The 20,804-nt window shown below is 38.9% G+C and carries 20 protein-coding genes; 14 read left to right on the top strand and 6 right to left on the bottom strand.

The genetic code is table 11. The features are described from left to right. Position 1: 1 nt before the first annotated feature. Positions 2–460: an arginine repressor gene (gene argR / locus EQJ87_RS06955; protein WP_130123940.1), complete on the bottom strand. Its 459-nt coding sequence runs from the start codon at positions 458–460 to the stop codon at positions 2–4. A gap of 67 nt (positions 461–527) precedes the next feature. Between argR and argS the strand changes: the two genes are divergently transcribed. From argS to dinB, 10 genes are all read left to right on the top strand, one after another. Then, on the top strand, positions 528–2,222 hold the full coding sequence (gene argS, locus EQJ87_RS06950; RefSeq protein WP_130123939.1) for an arginine--tRNA ligase: 1,695 nt from the start codon (positions 528–530) through the stop codon (positions 2,220–2,222). Positions 2,223–2,521: 299 nt separating this feature from the next. Further along, on the top strand, positions 2,522–3,754 hold the full coding sequence (gene arcA / locus EQJ87_RS06945) for an arginine deiminase (protein ID WP_130124613.1): 1,233 nt from the start codon (positions 2,522–2,524) through the stop codon (positions 3,752–3,754). Positions 3,755–3,926: 172 nt separating this feature from the next. Beyond that, positions 3,927–4,994, top strand: coding sequence for an ornithine carbamoyltransferase (argF, locus tag EQJ87_RS06940; protein WP_130123938.1), 1,068 nt, complete (start codon positions 3,927–3,929; stop codon positions 4,992–4,994). Positions 4,995–5,222: 228 nt separating this feature from the next. Further along, positions 5,223–6,803 (top strand): basic amino acid/polyamine antiporter, encoded by a 1,581-nt coding sequence (locus EQJ87_RS06935; RefSeq protein WP_130123937.1) that lies wholly within the window; start codon positions 5,223–5,225, stop codon positions 6,801–6,803. Between the two features lie 91 nt (positions 6,804–6,894). Continuing rightward, positions 6,895–7,839: a carbamate kinase gene (gene arcC / locus EQJ87_RS06930; protein WP_130123936.1), complete on the top strand. Its 945-nt coding sequence runs from the start codon at positions 6,895–6,897 to the stop codon at positions 7,837–7,839. A gap of 221 nt (positions 7,840–8,060) precedes the next feature. Next, positions 8,061–9,005 carry a carbamate kinase gene (arcC, locus tag EQJ87_RS06925; RefSeq protein WP_130123935.1) on the top strand — a complete coding sequence of 315 codons (945 nt, stop codon included), beginning with the start codon at positions 8,061–8,063 and terminating at the stop codon, positions 9,003–9,005. 234 nt (positions 9,006–9,239) lie between these two features. Beyond that, complete coding sequence (locus tag EQJ87_RS06920; protein WP_130123934.1) at positions 9,240–10,370, top strand: aminotransferase; 1,131 nt, start codon at positions 9,240–9,242, stop codon at positions 10,368–10,370. A gap of 190 nt (positions 10,371–10,560) precedes the next feature. After that, positions 10,561–12,054 carry a basic amino acid/polyamine antiporter gene (locus tag EQJ87_RS06915; RefSeq protein ID WP_130123933.1) on the top strand — a complete coding sequence of 498 codons (1,494 nt, stop codon included), beginning with the start codon at positions 10,561–10,563 and terminating at the stop codon, positions 12,052–12,054. Between the two features lie 91 nt (positions 12,055–12,145). Further along, positions 12,146–12,637: a prolyl-tRNA synthetase associated domain-containing protein gene (locus tag EQJ87_RS06910; RefSeq protein ID WP_130123932.1), complete on the top strand. Its 492-nt coding sequence runs from the start codon at positions 12,146–12,148 to the stop codon at positions 12,635–12,637. Between the two features lie 290 nt (positions 12,638–12,927). After that, positions 12,928–14,037 carry a DNA polymerase IV gene (dinB, locus tag EQJ87_RS06905; RefSeq protein WP_130123931.1) on the top strand — a complete coding sequence of 370 codons (1,110 nt, stop codon included), beginning with the start codon at positions 12,928–12,930 and terminating at the stop codon, positions 14,035–14,037. Here dinB and EQJ87_RS06900 read toward each other — a convergent pair. Beyond that, the gene (locus EQJ87_RS06900; protein ID WP_130123930.1) at positions 13,979–14,638 is read right to left on the bottom strand and encodes a prepilin peptidase; all 660 of its coding nucleotides are present in this window, start codon (positions 14,636–14,638) and stop codon (positions 13,979–13,981) included. The two genes, dinB and EQJ87_RS06900, sit on opposite strands and share 59 nt — an antisense overlap. 166 nt (positions 14,639–14,804) lie before the next feature. On the opposite strand from EQJ87_RS06900, the gene EQJ87_RS06895 reads away from it, so the two are divergent. After that, on the top strand, positions 14,805–15,251 hold the full coding sequence (locus EQJ87_RS06895) for a Dps family protein (RefSeq protein WP_130123929.1): 447 nt from the start codon (positions 14,805–14,807) through the stop codon (positions 15,249–15,251). Positions 15,252–15,445: 194 nt separating this feature from the next. Here the strand turns inward: EQJ87_RS06895 and EQJ87_RS06890 are convergent, their stop codons facing one another. The 4 genes from EQJ87_RS06890 to EQJ87_RS06875 all read right to left on the bottom strand — a co-directional run bounded on the left by EQJ87_RS06890 (position 15,446) and on the right by EQJ87_RS06875 (position 18,411). After that, a complete protein-coding gene (locus EQJ87_RS06890; RefSeq protein WP_130123928.1) occupies positions 15,446–15,832 on the bottom strand; it encodes a rhodanese-like domain-containing protein in 387 nt (128 codons plus the stop codon). 45 nt (positions 15,833–15,877) lie between these two features. Then, complete coding sequence (locus tag EQJ87_RS06885; protein ID WP_130123927.1) at positions 15,878–16,843, bottom strand: ROK family glucokinase; 966 nt, start codon at positions 16,841–16,843, stop codon at positions 15,878–15,880. A 35-nt stretch (positions 16,844–16,878) separates the two neighbouring features. Beyond that, a complete protein-coding gene (locus tag EQJ87_RS06880; protein ID WP_130123926.1) occupies positions 16,879–17,094 on the bottom strand; it encodes a YqgQ family protein in 216 nt (71 codons plus the stop codon). Positions 17,095–17,259: 165 nt separating this feature from the next. Next, entirely contained in the window at positions 17,260–18,411 is a 1,152-nt protein-coding gene (locus EQJ87_RS06875; protein ID WP_130123925.1) for an MFS transporter, read from the bottom strand. 120 nt (positions 18,412–18,531) lie between these two features. Between EQJ87_RS06875 and EQJ87_RS06870 the strand changes: the two genes are divergently transcribed. From EQJ87_RS06870 to EQJ87_RS06860, 3 genes are all read left to right on the top strand, one after another. Further along, a complete protein-coding gene (locus EQJ87_RS06870; RefSeq protein ID WP_223804517.1) occupies positions 18,532–19,278 on the top strand; it encodes a LytTR family DNA-binding domain-containing protein in 747 nt (248 codons plus the stop codon). A gap of 326 nt (positions 19,279–19,604) precedes the next feature. Then, the gene (locus EQJ87_RS06865) at positions 19,605–20,375 is read left to right on the top strand and encodes a hypothetical protein (protein WP_130123924.1); all 771 of its coding nucleotides are present in this window, start codon (positions 19,605–19,607) and stop codon (positions 20,373–20,375) included. A gap of 20 nt (positions 20,376–20,395) precedes the next feature. Beyond that, positions 20,396–20,800: a hypothetical protein gene (locus tag EQJ87_RS06860; protein WP_130123923.1), complete on the top strand. Its 405-nt coding sequence runs from the start codon at positions 20,396–20,398 to the stop codon at positions 20,798–20,800. Positions 20,801–20,804: the final 4 nt, after the last annotated feature.

Here is a 20,804-nt window from a genome sequence, read left to right as displayed (position 1 = left end):
ATTAACCCATTAAAATATATTTAATCTCTCCGGTTAAGACGGTAGCGTCTTTTTCAGAAGCACAAATAACAAGTAAAGTATCTGCTCCGGCAATTGTTCCCAAAATATCTGTGCGATTGTCTCGCTCATCATCTAGGGCATTTGCTAACAAATCAGCCTCGCCAAGTTTTGTCCGAATCACCACCAAAGCACCGACGCAAGAGGCAGAAAGAACGAAATTATAAAAATATAAATGTAAATCAGAATTGATTTTTTCATTTCCAGACGTTAAAAACGAGTAAAAACTTTCGCCCTTATCTCTTTTTTTAATGATATTTAATTTTCTGATATCACGGGACAAAGTCGCCTGAGTCACTGTCACACCACGTTCTAAAAGCAACTCTTGCAATTCTTCTTGTGTGGAAATCTTGTTGTTTGTGACAATTTCCTTAATAATTTCTAAACGGTCGTCTCTCTTCATAGCATAATTATACCATACAATGTAAAATATATTGACAAAATTAGGTTTTTTTCTGTATAATTAGTGAATGGATGAAAAACAATTAGTAAGCCAAGCACTGTCTGCTGCACTCGACGGTAACCTTGGAGCAGAACAAATCACAGCTATGATCGAAAAACCAAAATCATCAGATTTGGGTGACCTAGCATTCCCAGCTTTTCAACTGGCAAAAACGCTTCGTAAAGCACCACAAGCGATTGCCGCTGAAATTGCTGAAAAAATTGACACAACAGGATTTGAAAAAGTTATTGCCGTTGGGCCTTATGTAAACTTTTTCTTGGACAAAAATGCCACAGCTTCAGCCGTCATCAAAAATGTTTTGACAGAGGGCGCACAGTATGGTGCTGAAAATATTGGTCAAGGGGGCAATGTCCCAGTGGATATGTCCGCACCAAATATTGCTAAACCTTTCTCAATCGGCCATTTGCGCTCGACAGTTATCGGGGATTCTATTGCCAAAATTTATGAAAAATTGGGCTATCAACCGATCAAAATCAATCACTTGGGTGACTGGGGTAAACAATTTGGTCTTTTGATTACAGCCTATAAAAAATATGGCGATGAAGCAACAATCACTGCTAATCCAATCGACGAACTTTTGAAACTCTACGTACAAATCAACGCTGAAGCTAAAGAAGACCCAGCCGTTGACGAAGAAGGACGTGAATGGTTCCTCAAAATGGAACAAGGTGACGAAGAAGCGCTCCGTATTTGGAAATGGTTCTCTGACGTTTCACTGATTGAATTTAACCGAATTTATGATAAATTGGGTGTGTCCTTTGATCACTACATGGGCGAAAGCTTCTACAGTGATAAAATGGATGCTATTGTTGACGATTTGGAAAGCAAAAATCTCTTACATGAATCAAAAGGGGCTTTGATTGTTGACCTTGAAAAATACAACCTTAATCCTGCTTTGATTAAGAAAACAGATGGTGCAACGCTTTACATCACGCGCGATTTGGCAACGGCTGTTTACCGTAAAAATACTTTCAACTTTGTGAAATCACTGTATGTTGTTGGTGGTGAGCAAGCCAACCACTTCAAACAGCTCAAAGCTGTGTTGAAAGAAGAAGGCTACGATTGGTCTGACGATATGACGCACATTCAGTTTGGGATGGTTACACAAGGTGGGAAGAAATTCTCTACGCGTAAAGGTCACGTCGTTAAACTTGAAATGGCACTTGATGAAGCTGTTGAACGTGCTGAAAAACAAATCGAAGAAAAAAATCCAAACTTGGCAAACAAAGAAGAAGTTGCACAACAAGTTGGGGTTGGTGCCGTGAAATTCTACGATTTGAAGACTGATCGTAACAATGGTTATGACTTTGATTTGGACGAGATGGTATCATTTGAGGGTGAAACGGGGCCTTATGTTCAATACGCTCACGCTCGGATTCAGTCTATCTTGCGTAAAGCAAACCGCCCAGTTGATCTTGAAAATCTTTCAATCACTGTTTCTGACGCTGAAGCTTGGGAAATCGTGAAATTCTTGAAAGAATTTCCAAATATTGTCAAACGTGCGGCGGATAATTATGAACCTTCAGTCATTGCTAAATATGCAATTTCATTGGCTCAAGCCTTTAATAAATACTACGCTCACGTCCGTATCTTGGAAGATAACGCTGAATTAGATTCACGTTTGGCGCTCATCAGTGCAACAGCAATTGTTTTGAAAGAAGCTTTGCGTTTGCTCGGTGTTGCTGCTCCTGAAAATATGTAAAATACTTTTTAAATATCCTGCTGACTAAAATGATTTTTTAGTTGGTAGGATATTTTTTTTATATTTCATTTGCGAAACATTTCACGAAAAAGTTTTCTAAGAAAATAGTGAGAAAACGCGTAGTGGCGGGATTATGCATAAAATGTAAAATTGTCAGAAAATAAAAAAACATAAAAAACTACGAAAAACGCTCTAAAATGCTAATGTTAGCGCTTGACAAAAAAGAAGCGGAGTTGTATAATTTCCTTGTAAACGATTCCAACAATACTAAGATTGGAACGGGAAAGGATACACAACAAATGAACAACGGAATAAATGTCAACTCAGAAATCGGGAAATTAAAATCAGTTCTCCTTCATCGTCCAGGTGCTGAAGTAGAAAATATTACCCCAGATACAATGCATCAACTTTTATTTGATGATATTCCTTATCTCAAAATTGCTCAAAAAGAGCATGATTTCTTCGCTCAAACATTGCGTGACAATGGAGCAGAAACAGTTTATATTGAAAATCTTGCTACTGAAGTGTTTGATGCTTCATCTGCTGTTAAAGGTGAATTTTTGGATCGCTTGTTGCATGAAGCGGGTTACCGTCCAGGCCGTACTTACGATGGTTTGACTGAATACTTGACTTCAATGGAAACAAAAGATATGGTCGACAAAATTTATGCAGGTGTTCGTAAAAATGAATTGGATATTCCACGTACAGCACTTAGCGACATGGCTGGTTCTGACGCTGAAAATCATTTCTACCTCAACCCATTGCCAAATGCATACTTCACACGTGACCCACAAGCTTCAATGGGTGTCGGAATGACAATCAACAAAATGACTTTCCCAGCGCGTCAACCTGAAAGCTTGATTACAGAGTACATCATGGCTAACCACCCACGTTTCAAAGACACACCAATCTGGCGTGACCGCAATCACACAACACGTGTTGAGGGTGGAGATGAGTTGATTTTGAACAAAACAACTGTTGCAATCGGTGTTTCTGAACGGACTTCATCTAAAACAATTCAAAACTTGGCAAAAGAATTGTTCGCTAATCCATTGTCAACATTCGACACAGTATTGGCTGTTGAAATTCCACACAACCATGCGATGATGCACTTGGATACAGTATTTACAATGATTAACCACGACCAATTCACAGTATTCCCAGGAATTATGGATGGTGCAGGTAACATCAATGTCTTCATTCTTCGTCCTGGTAAAGATGGTGAAGTTGAAATCGAACGAATGAACGATCTTAAATTGGCACTTAAGAAAGTCCTCAACCTTTCAGAACTTGACTTGATTGAATGTGGTAGTGGCGATCCAATCGCAGCACCACGTGAACAATGGAATGACGGTTCAAACACACTTGCGATTGCACCAGGTGAAATCGTGACTTACGACCGTAACTACGTGACTATCGAACTTTTGAAAGAACACGGTATCAAAGTTCATGAAATTCTTTCAAGCGAACTTGGTCGTGGACGTGGTGGGGCACGTTGTATGTCTCAACCATTGTGGCGTGAAGATATCTAATAGCAAATCATCATATTTCTAAGAAAATGATGATAAAAATGAGAGAAATTACTGACGCATTTATTGGCAGAGAAAAATTGCTGACGAAAGCGTCAATAATATAGAGAAAATGCTGACGAAAAGTTCAGCGACAAGCTAATTTAGAAAAAATAGAACAAAGGAAGAAATTATTATGACATCACCATACATCACAAAAGCAAACGTAAATTCAGTATTCCAAGGTCGTAGCTTCTTGGCTGAAAAAGATTTCACACCAGCTGAAATCAACTACCTTGTTGACTTTAGCCTTCACTTGAAAGCTTTGAAACAACAAAATATTCCACATCGTTATCTTGAAGGAAAAAACATCGCTTTGCTTTTTGCAAAAACTTCAACTCGTACTCGTGCAGCGTTCACAACTGCTGCAATTGACCTTGGTGCTCACCCAGAATACCTCGGTGCAAACGACATCCAACTTGGAATTAAAGAATCTACTGAAGATACTGCTCGCGTACTTGGCTCAATGTTTGATGCGATTGAACGTCGTGGTTTCTCACAAGAAGAAGTTGAAGATTTGGCGAAATACTCTGGCGTTCCTGTATGGAATGGTTTGACTGATGATTGGCACCCAACACAAATGATCGCCGACTTCATGACAGTTAAAGAAAACTTCGGCCACCTTAAAGGCTTGACACTTGTTTACGTTGGTGATGGCCGTAACAACATGGCGAACTCACTCATCGTAACTGGTTCTATGCTTGGTGTTAACGTGCATATCGTAGCGCCAGACTCACTTCACCCAACTCAAGAAGTAATGGATATCGCCAACAAATTTGCTGAAAAATCAGGCGCTAAACCACTTGCAACTTCAAACATCGAAGAAGGTGTTAAAGGCGCAAACGTGATTTATTCAGACGTTTGGGTATCAATGGGTGAATCTAACTGGGAAGAACGTGTAGAATTGCTCACACCTTACCGTATTACAATGGACATGATGAAAATGACTGGTAATGCTGACGAAGATGGCAAACTCATCTTCATGCACTGCTTGCCTGCCTTCCACGACACAGAAACTGAATACGGTAAAGAAATCAAAGAAAAATACGGCCTGACAGAAATGGAAGTCACTGACGAAGTTTTCCGTTCTAAATACGCGGTTCAATTTGAAGAAGCAGAAAACCGTATGCACTCAATCAAAGCGATTATGGCTGCCACTTTGGGTAATCTCTTTATCCCAGCAGTCCCAGAAGATTTCAAATAATAAAAAAAGAGGAAGAAAGAATTTGTCAGCCGCTTGAACAAGCCAACAGCACAGAGAAATTACTGACGGATTCAATTGACGCAGAAAAATTACTGACGAAATTGAATGGAAGCAGAGAAAATGCTGACGGAATTGTCAAAAGTGCTGACAAACTTTGATTTACGTCGTTCAAAGCAGTCTAAGCAAAATTAGACTGTTTTAACGATTGAAATCAATGAGAGGAATAATATGGAAACAGAAAATAAAAATGGAATTGGACTAGCAGCCCTAGTCGCAATCATTGTTTCTGGTGCAATTGGTGGTGGGGTATTCAACCTTTCAAACGATTTAGCTACAGGAGCAACACCAGGTGGCGTTATCGTTTCTTGGATCGTTATTGGTTTTGGTATTTTAATGTTGGTTTTATCCCTCAATCATTTGGTGGTTAATAAACCTGAACTTTCTGGGGTGTCTGATTATGCACGCGCTGGATTTGGAAATATGGTCGGTTTCATCTCAGGCTGGGGCTATTGGTTGTCTGCTTGGGCGGGGAACATTGCCTTTGCCGTTTTGATGATGACTTCAGTAGACTATTTCTTCCCTGGCGTCTTTCAAGCTAAAAATGGCTCACTGACTTTCCTATCAGTCATTGTCGTATCACTCGTTTCATGGGGACTGACCCTACTTGTTATGCGTGGCGTTGAAGGAGCAGCAGTTATCAATGCTGTCGTTCTTGTCGCAAAATTAATTCCTTTGTTCGTCTTTGTGATTGCAGGGATTGTTACTTTCAAAGCTGGCGTATTCAGTGCTCATTTCTGGCAAAATTTTGTTGCTAACACAAACGCAGATGGCGTCATCAAGAGCCTCACTTGGTCAAATATGACGGGTGGAGACCTCTTTAGCCAAGTCCAAGGATCACTTATGGTCATGATTTGGGTCTTTGTTGGTATCGAAGGAGCCGCAATGATGGGTGACCGTGCCAAACGCAAATCTGATGCAGGGAAAGCCTCAATCTTAGGTTTGATTGCTCTTTTGGTGATTTACATCTTGCTCTCACTTCTACCTTACGGCTTTATGAGCCAACAAGAATTGGCTAACACAGGACAACCTGGTTTGGTTCACATCTTGAACGCGATGGTTGGTGGCTGGGGTGGCTCACTCATGGCAATCGGTCTCGTTATCTCCCTCTTGGGTGCTTGGCTCTCATGGACAATGCTTCCAGTTGAAGCAACCCAACAATTATCTGATCAAAAATTACTTCCAAGCTGGTTTGGTAAACTCAATAAAAATGGTGCACCAAGCAATTCATTGCTCTTGACTCAATTGATCGTCCAAATCTTCTTGATTGTTACTTATTTTGTTGCAGATGCTTACAATGTCTTTGTTTACCTTTGTACAGCAGTAATCATGATTTGTTACGCTTTAGTTGGACTCTACCTCTTTAAATTAGGAATCCAAGAAAAGAAAACAAGCAACATTATCATCGGGTTCATCGCAGCAGCCTTCCAAATCGTTGCCCTTTACTACTCAGGATGGCAATTCGTATGGCTCTCACTCATTCTCTATGCAGTCGGCTTCATCCTTTATGCTTTAGGCAAAAAAGAATACGGCAGCAAAATGAGCGGTGGGGAAATGATTTCAGCAGTTATTCTGACTGTTTTGGGAGTCTTGGCTATCTTTGGCGTATATGGCAACTGGTTAGGCCTTCAAGATGCTCTTGGAATTGACGGAAATACCCTTCTTGTAGCGGTAGTTCCACTGATTATTGTTACTTTCATTGTTTACTTTGTTGTTCGTGGTGACATCAGTAAAAAAGAAGTAAAAAACTAGCAAGAAGAAAGGATAGAGTTCACATTTGAGGACATACTAAGAGAAATTAACTCTTGGAACTTCAAAAAGAAGTGAAACTCATAGCTTAATTATGGTAAGACGTATTGTCGTAGCGCTTGGTGGAAATGCTATTTTAACAACAGATCCATCAGCACAAGCGCAGAAAAAAGCACTCGAAGTAACTGCAGAACAATTGATGCCATTGATTGAGGGTAACGACACAGAAATGGTCGTAACTCATGGCAACGGGCCACAAGTTGGTAATCTTCTTTTACAACAATTAGCTGCGGATAGTGAAAAAAATCCAGCAATGCCCCTTGACAGTGTAGGAGCGATGACCCAAGGAGAAATCGGTTTCTGGACAGCTCAAGCATTCACAAGAGCAATGGCAAATCATGGTTTATCAGCTTATCCAGTCATTTCAGCAGTCACTCAAACACTGGTTGACGAAAACGATCCAGCCTTCAAAGACGCAACTAAACCAATCGGTCCTTTCTATACAGAAGAACAATTGCCAGAAATCCAAGCTCAGTTTCCTGAGTGGGAACTCATGGAAGATGCAGGTCGTGGCTACCGTCGTGTTGTGCCAAGTCCAAAACCTTTGGAGATCATTGAAGCTAAAGCTTTTGCACCAATCTTGGCATCAGGAAGCTTACTCATTGCCTCTGGTGGCGGTGGAATTCCTGTCGTAAAAGACGGAAATGGCTACAAAGGAGTTGAAGCAGTTATTGATAAAGACTTCTCTGCAGCAAAACTTGCCGAAATGGTTGAAGCAGATGAACTTTTGATTTTGACTAATGGTGGAGATGTTTTCCTAAATTATGGAAAACCAGACCAAGTTCATCTGGATACAGTCAGTGTCGCTCAAATGCGTACTTATATTGATGAGCAACGCTTTGCCAAAGGTTCAATGGGACCAAAAGTTGAAGCAGCGGTAAGCTTTGTTGAACGCACAGGAAAAATTGCGACAATCACAAGCCTTGACAATGTTGAAAACTTTGTAAAATTTGGTAGCGGAACAAAAATTGTTCCCTGAAATAAGCATAAGGATAAGTGATGAGGCGACAGCAAAAAGATGAAGAGGGTCCTGAAAACTGCAGGAATACCCCTCTGTCTTAAATTGCCAGCTCTCAAAAACGAAATTTGAAACATGAGAAACTAAGATAAGGAGATGACTTTCAGTACCTTATCTAGCGTTAGAAAAGACTGATTTTCTAACGTTTTCAGTTTCTTATATTTGAAGGAGAAAAGAAATAAATGGTAAGACGTATCGTTGTAGCGCTTGGTGGGAATGCCATCTTGACAGATGACCCAACAGCAAAAGCACAAGAACAAGCCTTGGTGACAACAGCTGAAAAATTGATTCCTTTAATTAGAAATAATGACGTGGAAATGGTTGTCACTCATGGTAATGGTCCACAAGTTGGCAATTTATTGTTGCAACAATTGGCAGCAGACAGTGCCAAAAATCCAGCAATGCCACTTGACACGGCAGTTGCGATGACCCAAGGTCAAATTGGTTTTTGGATGGGACAAGCCTTCACGCGTGCCTTAATCAAAAATGATATGGAACGTGTTCCTGTGATTTCAGTTGTAACGCGGACAGTAGTTGATTCTAAAGATCCAGCTTTTGAAAAACCAACAAAACCAATTGGTCCATTTTACGATGAAGCGGGTGTTGCAGAAATGCAAGCTCAATATCCAGATTGGGTATTTGTTGAAGATTCTGGGCGTGGCTACCGTCGTGTTGTTCCAAGTCCAAAACCAACCCGTATCGTTGAAGCAGCAGCGATTAAACCATTGATTTCATCAAGTGTTTTAGTTACTGTATCTGGCGGTGGTGGTATTCCTGTTGTTGAAACAAGTGAAGGATACGAAGGCGTTGAAGCTGTTATCGATAAAGATTTTTCAGCCGCTAAAGTTGCCGAACTTGTGGAAGCTGACAATCTGTTGATTTTGACTGCAGTTGATAATGTTTTTGTCAACTTCAACAAACCAGACCAAAAGAAACTTGAAACAGTGACAATGGCAGAAATGCAAGCTTATATTGATGAAGAACAATTTGCCGCAGGCTCAATGCTACCGAAAGTACAAGCTGCAATGGAATTTGTAAACCGTACTGGTCGTCCTGCAACAATCACATCTTTGGAAAATCTGGAAGACTTCTTGAACAATGATTCAGGAACAAAGATTATCCCTTAAATCAAAAATGCCGCATTTCTGATGTGGCATTTTTTGCTTAGAGAAAAAAGTAATTGATAAAATACAAACTATCTGACATTTTCTCAATAAATATTGTACAATTAACTTATGATAAAAATGCATGATTATTTAAGTTGTCTCAAAAAGCAGACGAATAGATAAATGCATAAAAATAAAGAGAGGAAGACAAATTCTCAAACTTTTTCGAAAACAGGAGAATTTGCATACAACAGTATGGAACTTACACAATTTGGATGTGAAGATTGGCTTAATGTCTGGGAAAAATCAGCGAAGATAGATATTGCTCAATCAACGATTGATTCACTAACCTTAGAAGAGATTTTAGCATTTGAAGATGACGGCGGCAAAGCTTTCATGGAAAACCTGATGAAAGAAAAATTCAGCTATGGCTGGATTGAAGGCTCGCCCGCTTTCAAATCAGAAGTTGCAAAGCTTTACACTAGAGTCCCTGAAGACAATATCCTATCTACTAATGGGGCGACTGGTGCCAATTTTATGGCCATTTTGGGTTTGATTGGTCAGGGTGATCATGTTATTGCTCAATATCCTTCTTACCAACAACTCTATGATTGGCCAAAAACTTTAGGAGCACAGGTAGATTATTGGGAAATTCGTGAAGAAAACAATTGGTTACCGGAACTTTCAGAGTTGCGCCGCTTGGTTAAGCCTAGTACAAAGCTCATCTGTTTGAATAATGCAGCTCAGCCCACAGGAGCGATTATGAGTCCGAAATTTCTGGCTGAAGTTGTGGAAATTGCTCGGAGTGTTGATGCATATATCTTGTGTGATGAAGTCTACTTACCACTTGATGAAACGACAGACTATCGTCCAATTGCTGATATGTACGAAAAGGGAATTTCAACCAACTCCATTTCTAAAACTTACTCTGTCCCAGGCATTCGAGTGGGTTGGGTTGCAACGCAAAATCGAGAACTTTGCGATGAATTTAGAAAAATTCGGGATTATACCTTAATTTGCACAGGGGTCTTTGATGATGCTGTAGCGGCTTTGGTCTTGAAACACAAAGATAAAGTGCTTGCGCGTGCTCGCAAAATTGTCAAAAAGAATCTAGCGATTTTGAAGGAATGGGTGGAAAATGAACCGCTGGTTTCTATGGTCTTCCCTCATGATGTTTCCGTGAGCTTTGTAAAATTTGAGCAATTGGATCCAGCGCAAACAGAAGATTTTGCTATCCAACTTTTGAAAGAAAAAGGTGTTTTGATTATTCCGGGAAATCGCTTTGCATTACCGGGTTATGCTCGGATTGGTTATTGTACGGATGAAAGCACGCTACGTCAAGGTTTGCAGGCCTTGTCGGATTTCTTGCGAGTATATCAAGCTTAAAAAAACCAAAAATTTCACAGGTTCTATTTGGAAAAAATGCATAAAAAATGTATAATAGAAAAAGTAGAAAGTATAATTATAATAAAAAGAATATATAATGATCTCTATATTCAGAGGTCATTTTATATTGATTGATGAAATTATACAACTTTTTAATTATATTTATAATTAAAAAATAGAAAGTAGGAAAATGGAAAATAAGAACGAAAAAGGAATAGGCCTTTTTGCACTCGTTGCGATTATTATTTCAGGAGCAATCGGTGGGGGAGTATTTAATCTCGCTAATGACTTAGCAAGTGGAGCAACTCCCGGCGGTGTTGTTGTTTCTTGGCTCTTTATTGGTTTTGGAATGTTGATGTTGGTTTTGAGTTTTAATCGTTTGATTCGATTGAAGCCGACATTATCTGGAGTATCTGACTATGCACGAGAAGGTTTTGGAGACTTTGTCGGATTCTTGTCGGGCTGGGGTTATTGGATTTCAGCGTGGACAGGAACAATCGGCTTTGCAGTTCTGATGATGACCTCTGCGGACTATTTCTTTCCCGGAAAATTTGCTGAATCAAATGGCTCGCTAACGATTCTCTCTGTAATTATTGTCTCTGTAATTTCTTGGATTTTGATGATTTTGGTTGACCGTGGTGTTGAAACGGCAGCAATTGTTAATGCGATTGTCATGGTTGCCAAGTTGATTCCTTTGGTTGTGTTTGCTATTACGGGACTTGTTTTATTTAAAGCAGGAGTTTTCAGCGAGCATTTCTGGCAGACTTTTACGACAAATTTTGCGGCGGACGGTTCAATCAAAGGTTTTGTTTGGCACGCCATGTCTGGAAGTGGGTTGCTTGATCAAATTAAAGGATCTTTGATGGTTATGGTTTGGGTCTTTGTCGGTATCGAAGGTGCTGCAATGATGGGAAATCGAGCTAAGAAAAAATCAGATACAGCTAAAGCAACAATCATTGGACTTTCTGTACTACTTGTTATCTATATTCTTTTATCTTTGCTTCCATATGGTTATATGGATCAAGCGACATTGGCAAATGTTAAAGCGCCAGGTCTGGTCTATATTTTGAATGATATGGTCGGCGGCTGGGGTGGAACTCTGATGGCTGTCGGTTTGATTGTTTCATTATTGGGTGCTTGGCTTTCTTGGACGATGCTTCCTGTTGAGGCGACTCAACAACTGGCAGAACAAAAACTCTTGCCAGAATGGTTTGGAAAACTTAATAAGTATCATTCACCAAGTAATTCATTGATGATTACTCAAATTATGATTCAAATCTTTATCATTATTACTTATTTTGTGGCGAATGCTTATAATGTCTTCATTTACATGGCGACTGCTGTTATCATGATTTGCTATGCTTTGGTTGGAGCTTACCTGTGGAAACTGGGCGTTGAACAAAAGTCAATAGGGAATATCTTGATTGGTTTCTTTACATTTGCTTTTCAAGCTTTAGCACTCTACCTTTCAGGTTGGCAATATGTTTGGTTGGCGATGATTTTATATACGGTTGGTTTTGTTTTATTTGCACGGGCCAAAAAGGAAAATGGCCAAAAAGTCAGCAAGAAAGAAGGAGGAGCGATGTTGCTTATAACGCTTCTAGCTCTTTTGGCGCTTGCTGTATTGATACATGGTGGAAATGCAGGTTCTGCCCTTGATCTTCGTAGTTTACTAGGGTTCTAAATTAACAAATCAGGCTAAATTTGATAAAATAAGGTTAGATTTTTAAGGGAAGAGATTTTTTTGGAGTAATTTTAAATGATGGAGAGAAGTGATGAGAAATTTTACAGAAGTAAAAGATTTAATGACTGAACTTTCGATTCCTTATGAGATTGTGGAACATCCAGCAAGTCATTCGACTGAAGAATCTGATGCGTTCATTGAAGGCCATGAAGGCTGTCGTTCCAAAACTTTAGTTCTAGCGAATAAAAAATCAACTCAGTTTTATATGATTATAATGGATGATGCAAAGCGGGTTGAGATGGATCGCCTGAGTGAACTTTTGGCGGTGAAACGTCTGCACTTTGTATCGGAAGAACGCCTAGAAGAAATGCTTGGATTGAACTCTGGAATTGTGTCTTTGTTTGGTCTGGTTGGGACGAGTTATGATAATATGCATATTTATTTTGACCAACAAATGCTGAACGAACACAAGATTCAAACGTTCCACCCTAATGACAATACAAAAACACTCTTTTTTGAGATGGATGCTTGCTTTAGCATTTTGAAGTCTCAGGGTTATGACTATGAAATCATTAACTTATGAACGGAAAGTTCTTGCTTAGGCAAGGGCTTTTTTTGATTTTTAATGTCTGAATCAAAAGATTAGTCCAGTTTTTGCTTTATGGTTTGATTATTATCATCTGCTAAAGAAAGGACTGCGAAACAAACGGCTTCTTTGCTTTGAGTGGGGAATTCACTGAGTGGTTTTTCACTTAGAATTTGGAGGTGAGAGAACTATGCTAGATTAGAGAGGATTACAGTTAACAATCGGCTTTTTACTCCATCAAGTTATTGTTAAATAGATATGGATTAAGGGTATGCTATAATAAAATTATGTTAATCTTTCCGCTTATCAATGATACATCGCGAAAAATCATTCATATCGATATGGATGCCTTTTTTGCGTCAGTTGAAGTGCGGGATAACCCTGAACTAAAAGGAAAACCGGTGGTGATTGCTAGAAATCCTCTGCAAACCGGTGGACGAGGAGTTGTTTCTACTTGTTCTTATGAGGCGCGTGCATTTGGAATTCACTCAGCAATGAGTGCAAAGGAAGCTTACGAGCGCTGCCCACAAGCGATTTTTATTTCGGGAAATTATGAAAAATATACAGCAGTCAGTAAGCAAGTAAGGGCGATTTTTGGACGTTATACTGATGATATTGAGGTAGCTTCCATTGATGAGGCTTATCTGGATGTGACAGAAAATAAAATTGGCTCACAGTCTGCGGTAAAAATTGCTAAATTGATTCAGCATGATATTTTTGTGGAGCTTGGGCTGACTTGTTCAGCAGGTGTTTCTTATAATAAATTTCTGGCGAAGATTGCTTCAGACTACAAAAAGCCGCATGGTTTAACCTTGATTATGCCTGATGAGGCACAAGAATTTTTAGCTCAGTTACCTGTTGAGAAATTTCACGGAGTCGGAAAAGCAACGATTCCTAAGTTGCACGCTTTGGGTTTGTTCACAGGCAAAGATTTGCAAAAGGCTGATCCAGTTGATTTGGCGGCGCATTTTGGAGTCTATGGCTGGGAACTTTATCAAAAAGCGAATGGAATTCATCCATCAAAAGTGAAAAGTCATCGTGAGCGTAAATCGGTGGGTAAAGAGCGAACTTACGGAAAGTTGTTGTATCTGCCCGATGATATTAAGGTTGAATTGGGGCGGATTTCAGAAAAGGTCGCTCAGGCACTGAAAAATCATCAACTTAGAGGAAGCATTGTCATTTTGAAATTACGCTATTCAGATTTTACTACACTAACGAAACGAAAATCTTTGGGTGAACAGGTTCAAAATGCTGAAGAAATTGCTCAAATTGCTCAGCAGATTTTTGAAGAAATTGATTATGATGAAAGTTTAGGGGTCAGACTTTTGGGAGTGACGCTCACAGGATTTGGGGCGCAAGCAGCAACATTAGATATGCAATGGTCAGAAACGGAATGAATGGGATTTCAGTCCGTTTTTTCCTTAGAAAATAATAGAAAATTCCTAGTAAACTTGCTAGTTGGATAAGCCATATTTCTTGGAGGAAGCTGAGGGCAAATGATGCTGTAAAGAGCCATAAAAAGTCACCACTTCCTATTTTGAGGTCAAAGTATTCGGCAAAAATGGCCAAAATGAGCCAACAGTAAGGAGGAAATGCTGACGGAAAAAGGGAGATAAATATTATGGCAAAAATAAGCCAAACACCGAGTGGAAAGCTATGCTGACGCAAATCAAAAATCGATAAGATAAGTGATAAAAGCAGCAGTAAAAAAGCAGGTAAATCCAACCAGTTCCACCAAGCAAATAGAAAAATCCAGCCACAAGAAAATTCCAAGAAGAAATTTGTCAGTGGAATTTTACTATGACAAAATCGGCAACGTGATCGTGAGATAAGTTGGGAGAAGAGCGGAATTAAATCACGAACGGCGAGCATTTTTTGGCAACTGTCGCAATGTGAACGACCGAAAATAATCGATTCGCCAGTAGGAAATCGCTCAATAATCAAACCAAAAAATGAACCAAAAACAGTTCCAATAAGAAATAGAAAAATACTGTCCATGCCATACTATACGTAAAAAATTTCCAAAAGTAACAGCTCTAAACAAATAAAAACAAAAAAATTGAATTGTTTGGAAAAAGACTCTCATTGGTTTATAATATAGTTATAGAAAAATTAGTATTAAATGTAAATATGACATTTAATTTTAAAAAAATGGAGGTTATTTATGTCAAATGAAAACACACAAGAAGTCTTGAACCAAACGGTTGCTGATCTGTTTAAAGCATCTGTCCTTGTTCACCAAGTGCATTGGTATATGCGTGGTGCAGGATTTTTGACACTTCATCCTAAAATGGATGAATTAAAAGATCAATTGGATGAGGCTCTTGATGAATTTGCTGAACGCCTGATTACCATTGGTGGTTCGCCACTTTCAACCCTTGCTGAATACGAAGCAACTTCAAAAATCAAAATGACGACTGCAAAATGGGGGAAATCTAATGCAGAACGTTTGCAAGAAATTTTGACTGCTTACAAATATTTAGCAGAAGTTTTCAAAAAAGGCATCAAAGTTGCTGACGAAGATGGTGATGATGTGACAGTCGACTTGTTCACAACCGCACTTGGCGACATTGAAAAAACAATTTGGATGCTGGATGCAGAATTGGCCTAAGTAAAAAATCCGTCAGTAATTTCTCTGACGGATTTTTGAATAGAGAAAATGCTGACGTAAATTTTTTTCCACAAAACACGCAGAGAAAACGCTGACGCAACCTATTTTTTCCACAAAATATGCAGAGAAAATGCTGACGTAAATCATTTTTCCACAAAAAAAGTAGCCAAAGCAATTTTGACTGCTTTTTATTTTTAAACACCAGTTTTGGTTTTGCCTTTCCAAGAATTTAACCCATTTTTAAGGATATAAACTTCTGGGAAGCCTGCTTTTTTGAGTGTTTTTGCAACTTTTGCTGCAGCAACTGGACGGCCAGTTTCGTAAATCAAAACAGGTTTGTGTTTGTTTAAAGCGTTGAGACTTTGTTCGATTTGAGCTGAAGGAAGGTTACGCGCACCAAAAATGTGGTTCACGCGAAATTGATTCGTTTCGCGAATGTCAACGAGCTGTGAAGTCGCCATTAAGCGAGCAAACTCAGCTTCGTCAACCAATTTTGCATTGCGACGCAGATTCCAGCGGGGATAACCAAACATTCCGATAAGAACCAAGACGAGTATAATATCAATGATAATAATGAGCAAATTTATTCTCCTTTAAGATAGAAATTGAGCATACAACCTGCTCAATTATTTAAGTTTCAAAGCAAGGCTGGCAGCACCAATGATTCCGGCGTCATTACCAAGCACGGCAAGCTTAATTTTTGTTGTCGCCCGAACTGTTGAGAAGGCATATTTCTTGAAATAAGCTTCAACTTTTTCACGTAAAAATTCACCCGCAGCAGAAACGCCACCACCAATGACAATTGAATCAGGGTTCAAGGTAGAGCCAAGATTTGCACAAGCAAAACCAAGATAGTAAGCAAATTTATCCACAACCGCAAGGCTAAAGCTATCGCCAGCTTCCGCCGCCATGAAAATATCTTTAGAAGTGATTTCTTCACCATTGTCAATGGTTGCCTTCACAGCAGAGTCGCCTTCATATTCTTCGGCAAATTGGCGAGCCAAACGAACAATTCCTGTCGCTGAAGTCACTGTTTCCAAGCAACCACGATTGCCGCACGTGCAATCAAAACCAGCAGGATCAACACAAATGTGTCCAATTTCACCACCTGCACCAGCGACACCGTGGACAAGTTCGCCAGCAGCGATAATTCCGCCACCCACACCAGTTCCGAGAGTGATAAAGACAACATCTGGATTATTTTCACCCGCACCGACCCAGCGTTCGCCAAGAGCCGCAACATTGGCATCGTTATCCAAGATGAAAGGTAGACCCACACCTTCTGCGATTGGTTTTCCGACCTCTTGAACCCCAGCCCAGTTGAGGTTGAAAGCTGCTTTCACAGTTCCTTCAGCAATGTTTACTGATCCAGGTGTCCCCATACCAATACCAACAAAATCAGATTTATCAAGCTTATAAAGGGCCAAACGATGATTGATTGCTTCGATAATGTCAGGAACAATGTGTTTTCCATCTTCCAAAATGTTTGTTGGAATTGACCATTTATCTTGGACTTCACCTTCAAGCGTTAAAATTCCAAATTTGATAGAAGTACCACCGAGGTCGATACCGATAATTTTACTAGCAGTCATTAGATTTCTCCTTAATTGGCAATAAAAAAGAACATTTATTCGCCTTTTAATTTTTCACTTTCAATTCTCTCCTCGCGCGTCAAAATCAGCCGAGCAGTCAAATAATTATGATCACTTTTTTCAAAAATACCCGCTTCAACCATTTTGGATAATTCAATCTGCATAAAAGCAATGGCATCCATTCGATCTGGAAAAAGATTAACATAACCATATTTTTTCAACATTTCTTGCACGTCATAGAGAGTTTTCATTCTTATATTTTACCGTAATTGAAAGCGGTTTTCAAGTCTGGGTACATCTTTGCCTAAAAGTTTTTTCTTTGGCAGTTCCAGACCGTCCTAAAATTTAGGCAGATGAGTGGTCGATATCTGCTTTATTCTGTCCTCAAAAAATAAACCGCCCAAAGCTTAGGCGATTTATACTGATTTTTCTGTTTTTTGATAAATTTTTAAACAAAGTAAAATGAGCGCTATTGCAAATAAAAACATCACCAAAGGGTAAAGTCCAAAGCCCAGTTGCTCAAAGAGCCATCCCACGGGAATAGGTAAGAAAAACATTCCGAAATTTGCAAAGGCCATATTAAAGCTAATCACTTTTTGAGCCACGCCTCCTGAATAACGATTATAGACTTGTTTCATTCCCAAAGGATAGAGCGGCGCTAAGCCCAGACCGAGCAAAATTCCCGAGCAATACTGAAGGCTAACATAAGGGAAGAAACCAAGCAGTGCCCCAAGAAATAAGAAACTTGTATGAACCAGCACGATGGTTCGGCCTGTCCAAAATTGAGCAGTAAAACCTGTCAGAAATCGTCCAATAGTCAAGCCTGTCCAATAAAAGGAAGTAATTGCAGCACCTACAGCCAAAGAAAGATGTAAATGTTCCACCGCAAAACTCGAATAAAATCGTCCAACCAAAAGCTCTAAAGCATAGAAAAAGTAAAAGAGGGGGAGGAGGAAATGATGAAACTTTAATTTTTCATTTGATTTTTCTTCTTGCTGAACCTCTGCTTTTTCGCGAAATTTATCTCGGGTAAAATAGGCAAGGAGAAGAATCAAAATTTGGACAATGGTGATTATCCAAACCCCAAGCTGCCAACTACGACCAGGTTGCACGGCAAAAGTCATGATAAATGAACTCAAAGAAACGCCAATACCATAAAAACCGTGAAGAAAATTTATCAGGCTATTGCTAAAGTGTTTTGCAGAAAAATCATTAACCGTAATATCAATAGACCCTTGTCCAAAGCCAAGAAAAAGGCAAGAAATCAACATATAAGGTGTGGTTTGCCCAAATCCCAGAGCGAAGAGACCAAATATAGTAAGAAGGGTGCTAAAAAGAATAAAACGATCAATTGTCCACCGTTTGGCTAAAAAAGGATAGACAAGCGTTGAGCAAAAAGAAAAGCCAAGCTGAATAGCACCAAAAATACCGATCATATCAATGGAAAACCCATAGGTTTGGCGAATGGCAGGCCAAGCACTACCCATCACAGAGTCAGGCAATCCTAGACTAATGAAGATGATAAAAACGATGAAAATTAGAAAGGGAGAAAGCTTTTTTGTAGTCATGATTTCATTATAACAAAAAAATAAGAAAGCGCTTATCGAAAACGACTGCGTCAGAGATTATATGTGTTATAATATCTAACAAATGAATATGAAAATCTATATTTTTCTATGTGAAGATTATTGGGAGAAGAATTTATAATGGCGAGTATTATGATTGATGCTGAGTTCCATGCAAGTAATCGCCTTGAGCGCTTTGTCTTTAAGGCCCAAGAAGAGCTTGAAATCAGAGAAAAAGTTTATTCAACGAGGGTATTTTATAATCATGAAGATTCTTTTAGGTATCTCAAAACTTTTTGTGATGAGGTAAAAGTGTGCTTTATAAAAGTTGCAACAAAACAAGAGTTGGAAATTTTGAAACGTATGCAAACTGTAAAAACCAAGGCTTTTTTCGTCATTTATACGGATAATTCAGAGTTGGATAGGGAATTGCTCGCCCTTACAACTCTACCTTTATGGACTCACATGACCTTAAGAGGTAACGACGAAAATGAAATACAGTCATTGGTTAATAGAGTTTTAGCTTATAATTTCACGAACAATCTCAAAACAGTAGAAGTCAGTGGTTATCCGATTGCACTAGATTCAGTCCTCTATATTTTGGCGGATAAAACTCATCGAAACTATCTAAAAGCTGTTACCAAGGATAATGAGTGCCTTGTTCGGGGAACGTTGCAAGAAGTAAGGATAGAGTTACCAGAATTACTCTCGCTTGGACGAGGGCTTTTGGTAAATCCTAAGAAGATTCGCCGAATAGAAGAAGATGGTTTAACATTATGTTTTGAAGAAAGCTTGAAGAAAATAAAAGCGCCTGCGGTCTGTAAGTCACAACTGAAAGTGTTGAAACAAAATTCAGAGTGGATAAAATAATCATCTTTTGAAGAGATGATTATTTTTACGCTAAAAATACAGTTTCATCACAGAAAAATCGATTTCGTCACAAAATTAATGAAATTGAACGAAAAATCCTTTAAATATAAAATGTTAAGAGCTATAATAAATTTATAAAAATTAAGACTAAAAAGAAACGAGGATAATCCAATGGAAAGTTAAGAAAAGTACTAGCTCAAAGTAAAGTATAAAAAAGACAAGAAGGAAATTTAAAAAATGGAAACTCATTGCTTGTGTAAGTCATAATTTAGAACTCATTTCTGAATTAGTGACTTACATACTAACTCAGAAAAGGAGACTTTATTATGAATACGAAAAAAATATTTATCGGAACACTTGCAATCAGCGCACTTTTTACTGCTGGACTGACTGTAAAGGCGGATGATACAGTAGCACCAAATGTTGATGTAGCATCAAATGGAGATGTAAACTTGATTGTACCAGATAATGCAGATAAGGTTATTACTGATACGGAAAATCAAGTAAAATATGTAGTGAATGATGCGGCTGCTTTAGATAGTGAAAATGGTGGAGATGATTTTGTGGTACCAGTAACAGTAGATAGTCAAGTGACTTCTGACACAGAGGACACCACTTCTGGTTTAACAACATACACAGTGGACTTGGCACAAGCAGAAGTCACAAACGATGATTCTGATGGTGTTAATTTAGGTGCTATTGTTTTGGGAGGGGTTTTTGGAACGAAAGCCTCAGCAGCGACTACGTTTGATAGCCATAGCTCAGCTGCTGGCTGGGAAAAAACAGGCGGTGTCAAATTTAGACTAGCAGTTCATTGGAAAATCATAGATAGCTATTTCGTAAACATTACAGACGTATCTGGGGGATATTCTATCTATGATAGTAGCTTACACGTCACAGATGGTAAGGTGGTATCTCAAATGGGATTTTATACACAAAAATTCCAAAGAAGTACGGGATCTCAAAACTCTTGGAGTTATAATACAGGGTTCACAAAGATGCAAAAAGCAGGAAATAGGGAGTCAACGACTTATAGTGCAAAAGTTTGGCATGGTTCGAGTAGTTGGACTTATAAGTTAACAAATCAGCCATTTTAGAGCGTAGAGGTGAAAAAATCATGATTAGAAAAATAAACTTTGCACTTCTGGGGCTATTCTTGCTGTCCTACTTTACTCCTTTTTATGTCTATAGTTCTAATATAAATGGGCATCATATCAAACAGGTACGTTATGGCATTCAGCTAATCACAGATTTTCCTTTACAGTTCTTGATTGCTATTTTACCAGTAATTTTGTATGTTTCGCAGAGAAAGAGATGGACTAAAGAGTTGCGTCTTTTCCTTGTTGGATCTGGTTTTGTTTATCTATCATGGGTAATTTTTAGTACCAATATTTTTAATATCCCTTGGCAGATATTTATAAACTTTATTCAACAACAAATGAGCTATACGGGATTTGGTTTCTATTTGAATTTGATTTTGGGTCTGTTGACTTTTGCAGTAGCTTGCTTGAGAAAAGGGTGAGAAT

It is taken from the genome of Lactococcus sp. S-13 (genome assembly GCF_004210295.1).
Classification (GTDB): domain Bacteria; phylum Bacillota; class Bacilli; order Lactobacillales; family Streptococcaceae; genus Lactococcus.
Note: the sequence above shows the minus strand (reverse complement) of the source record. Positions and strands in the feature narration are given on the sequence as shown.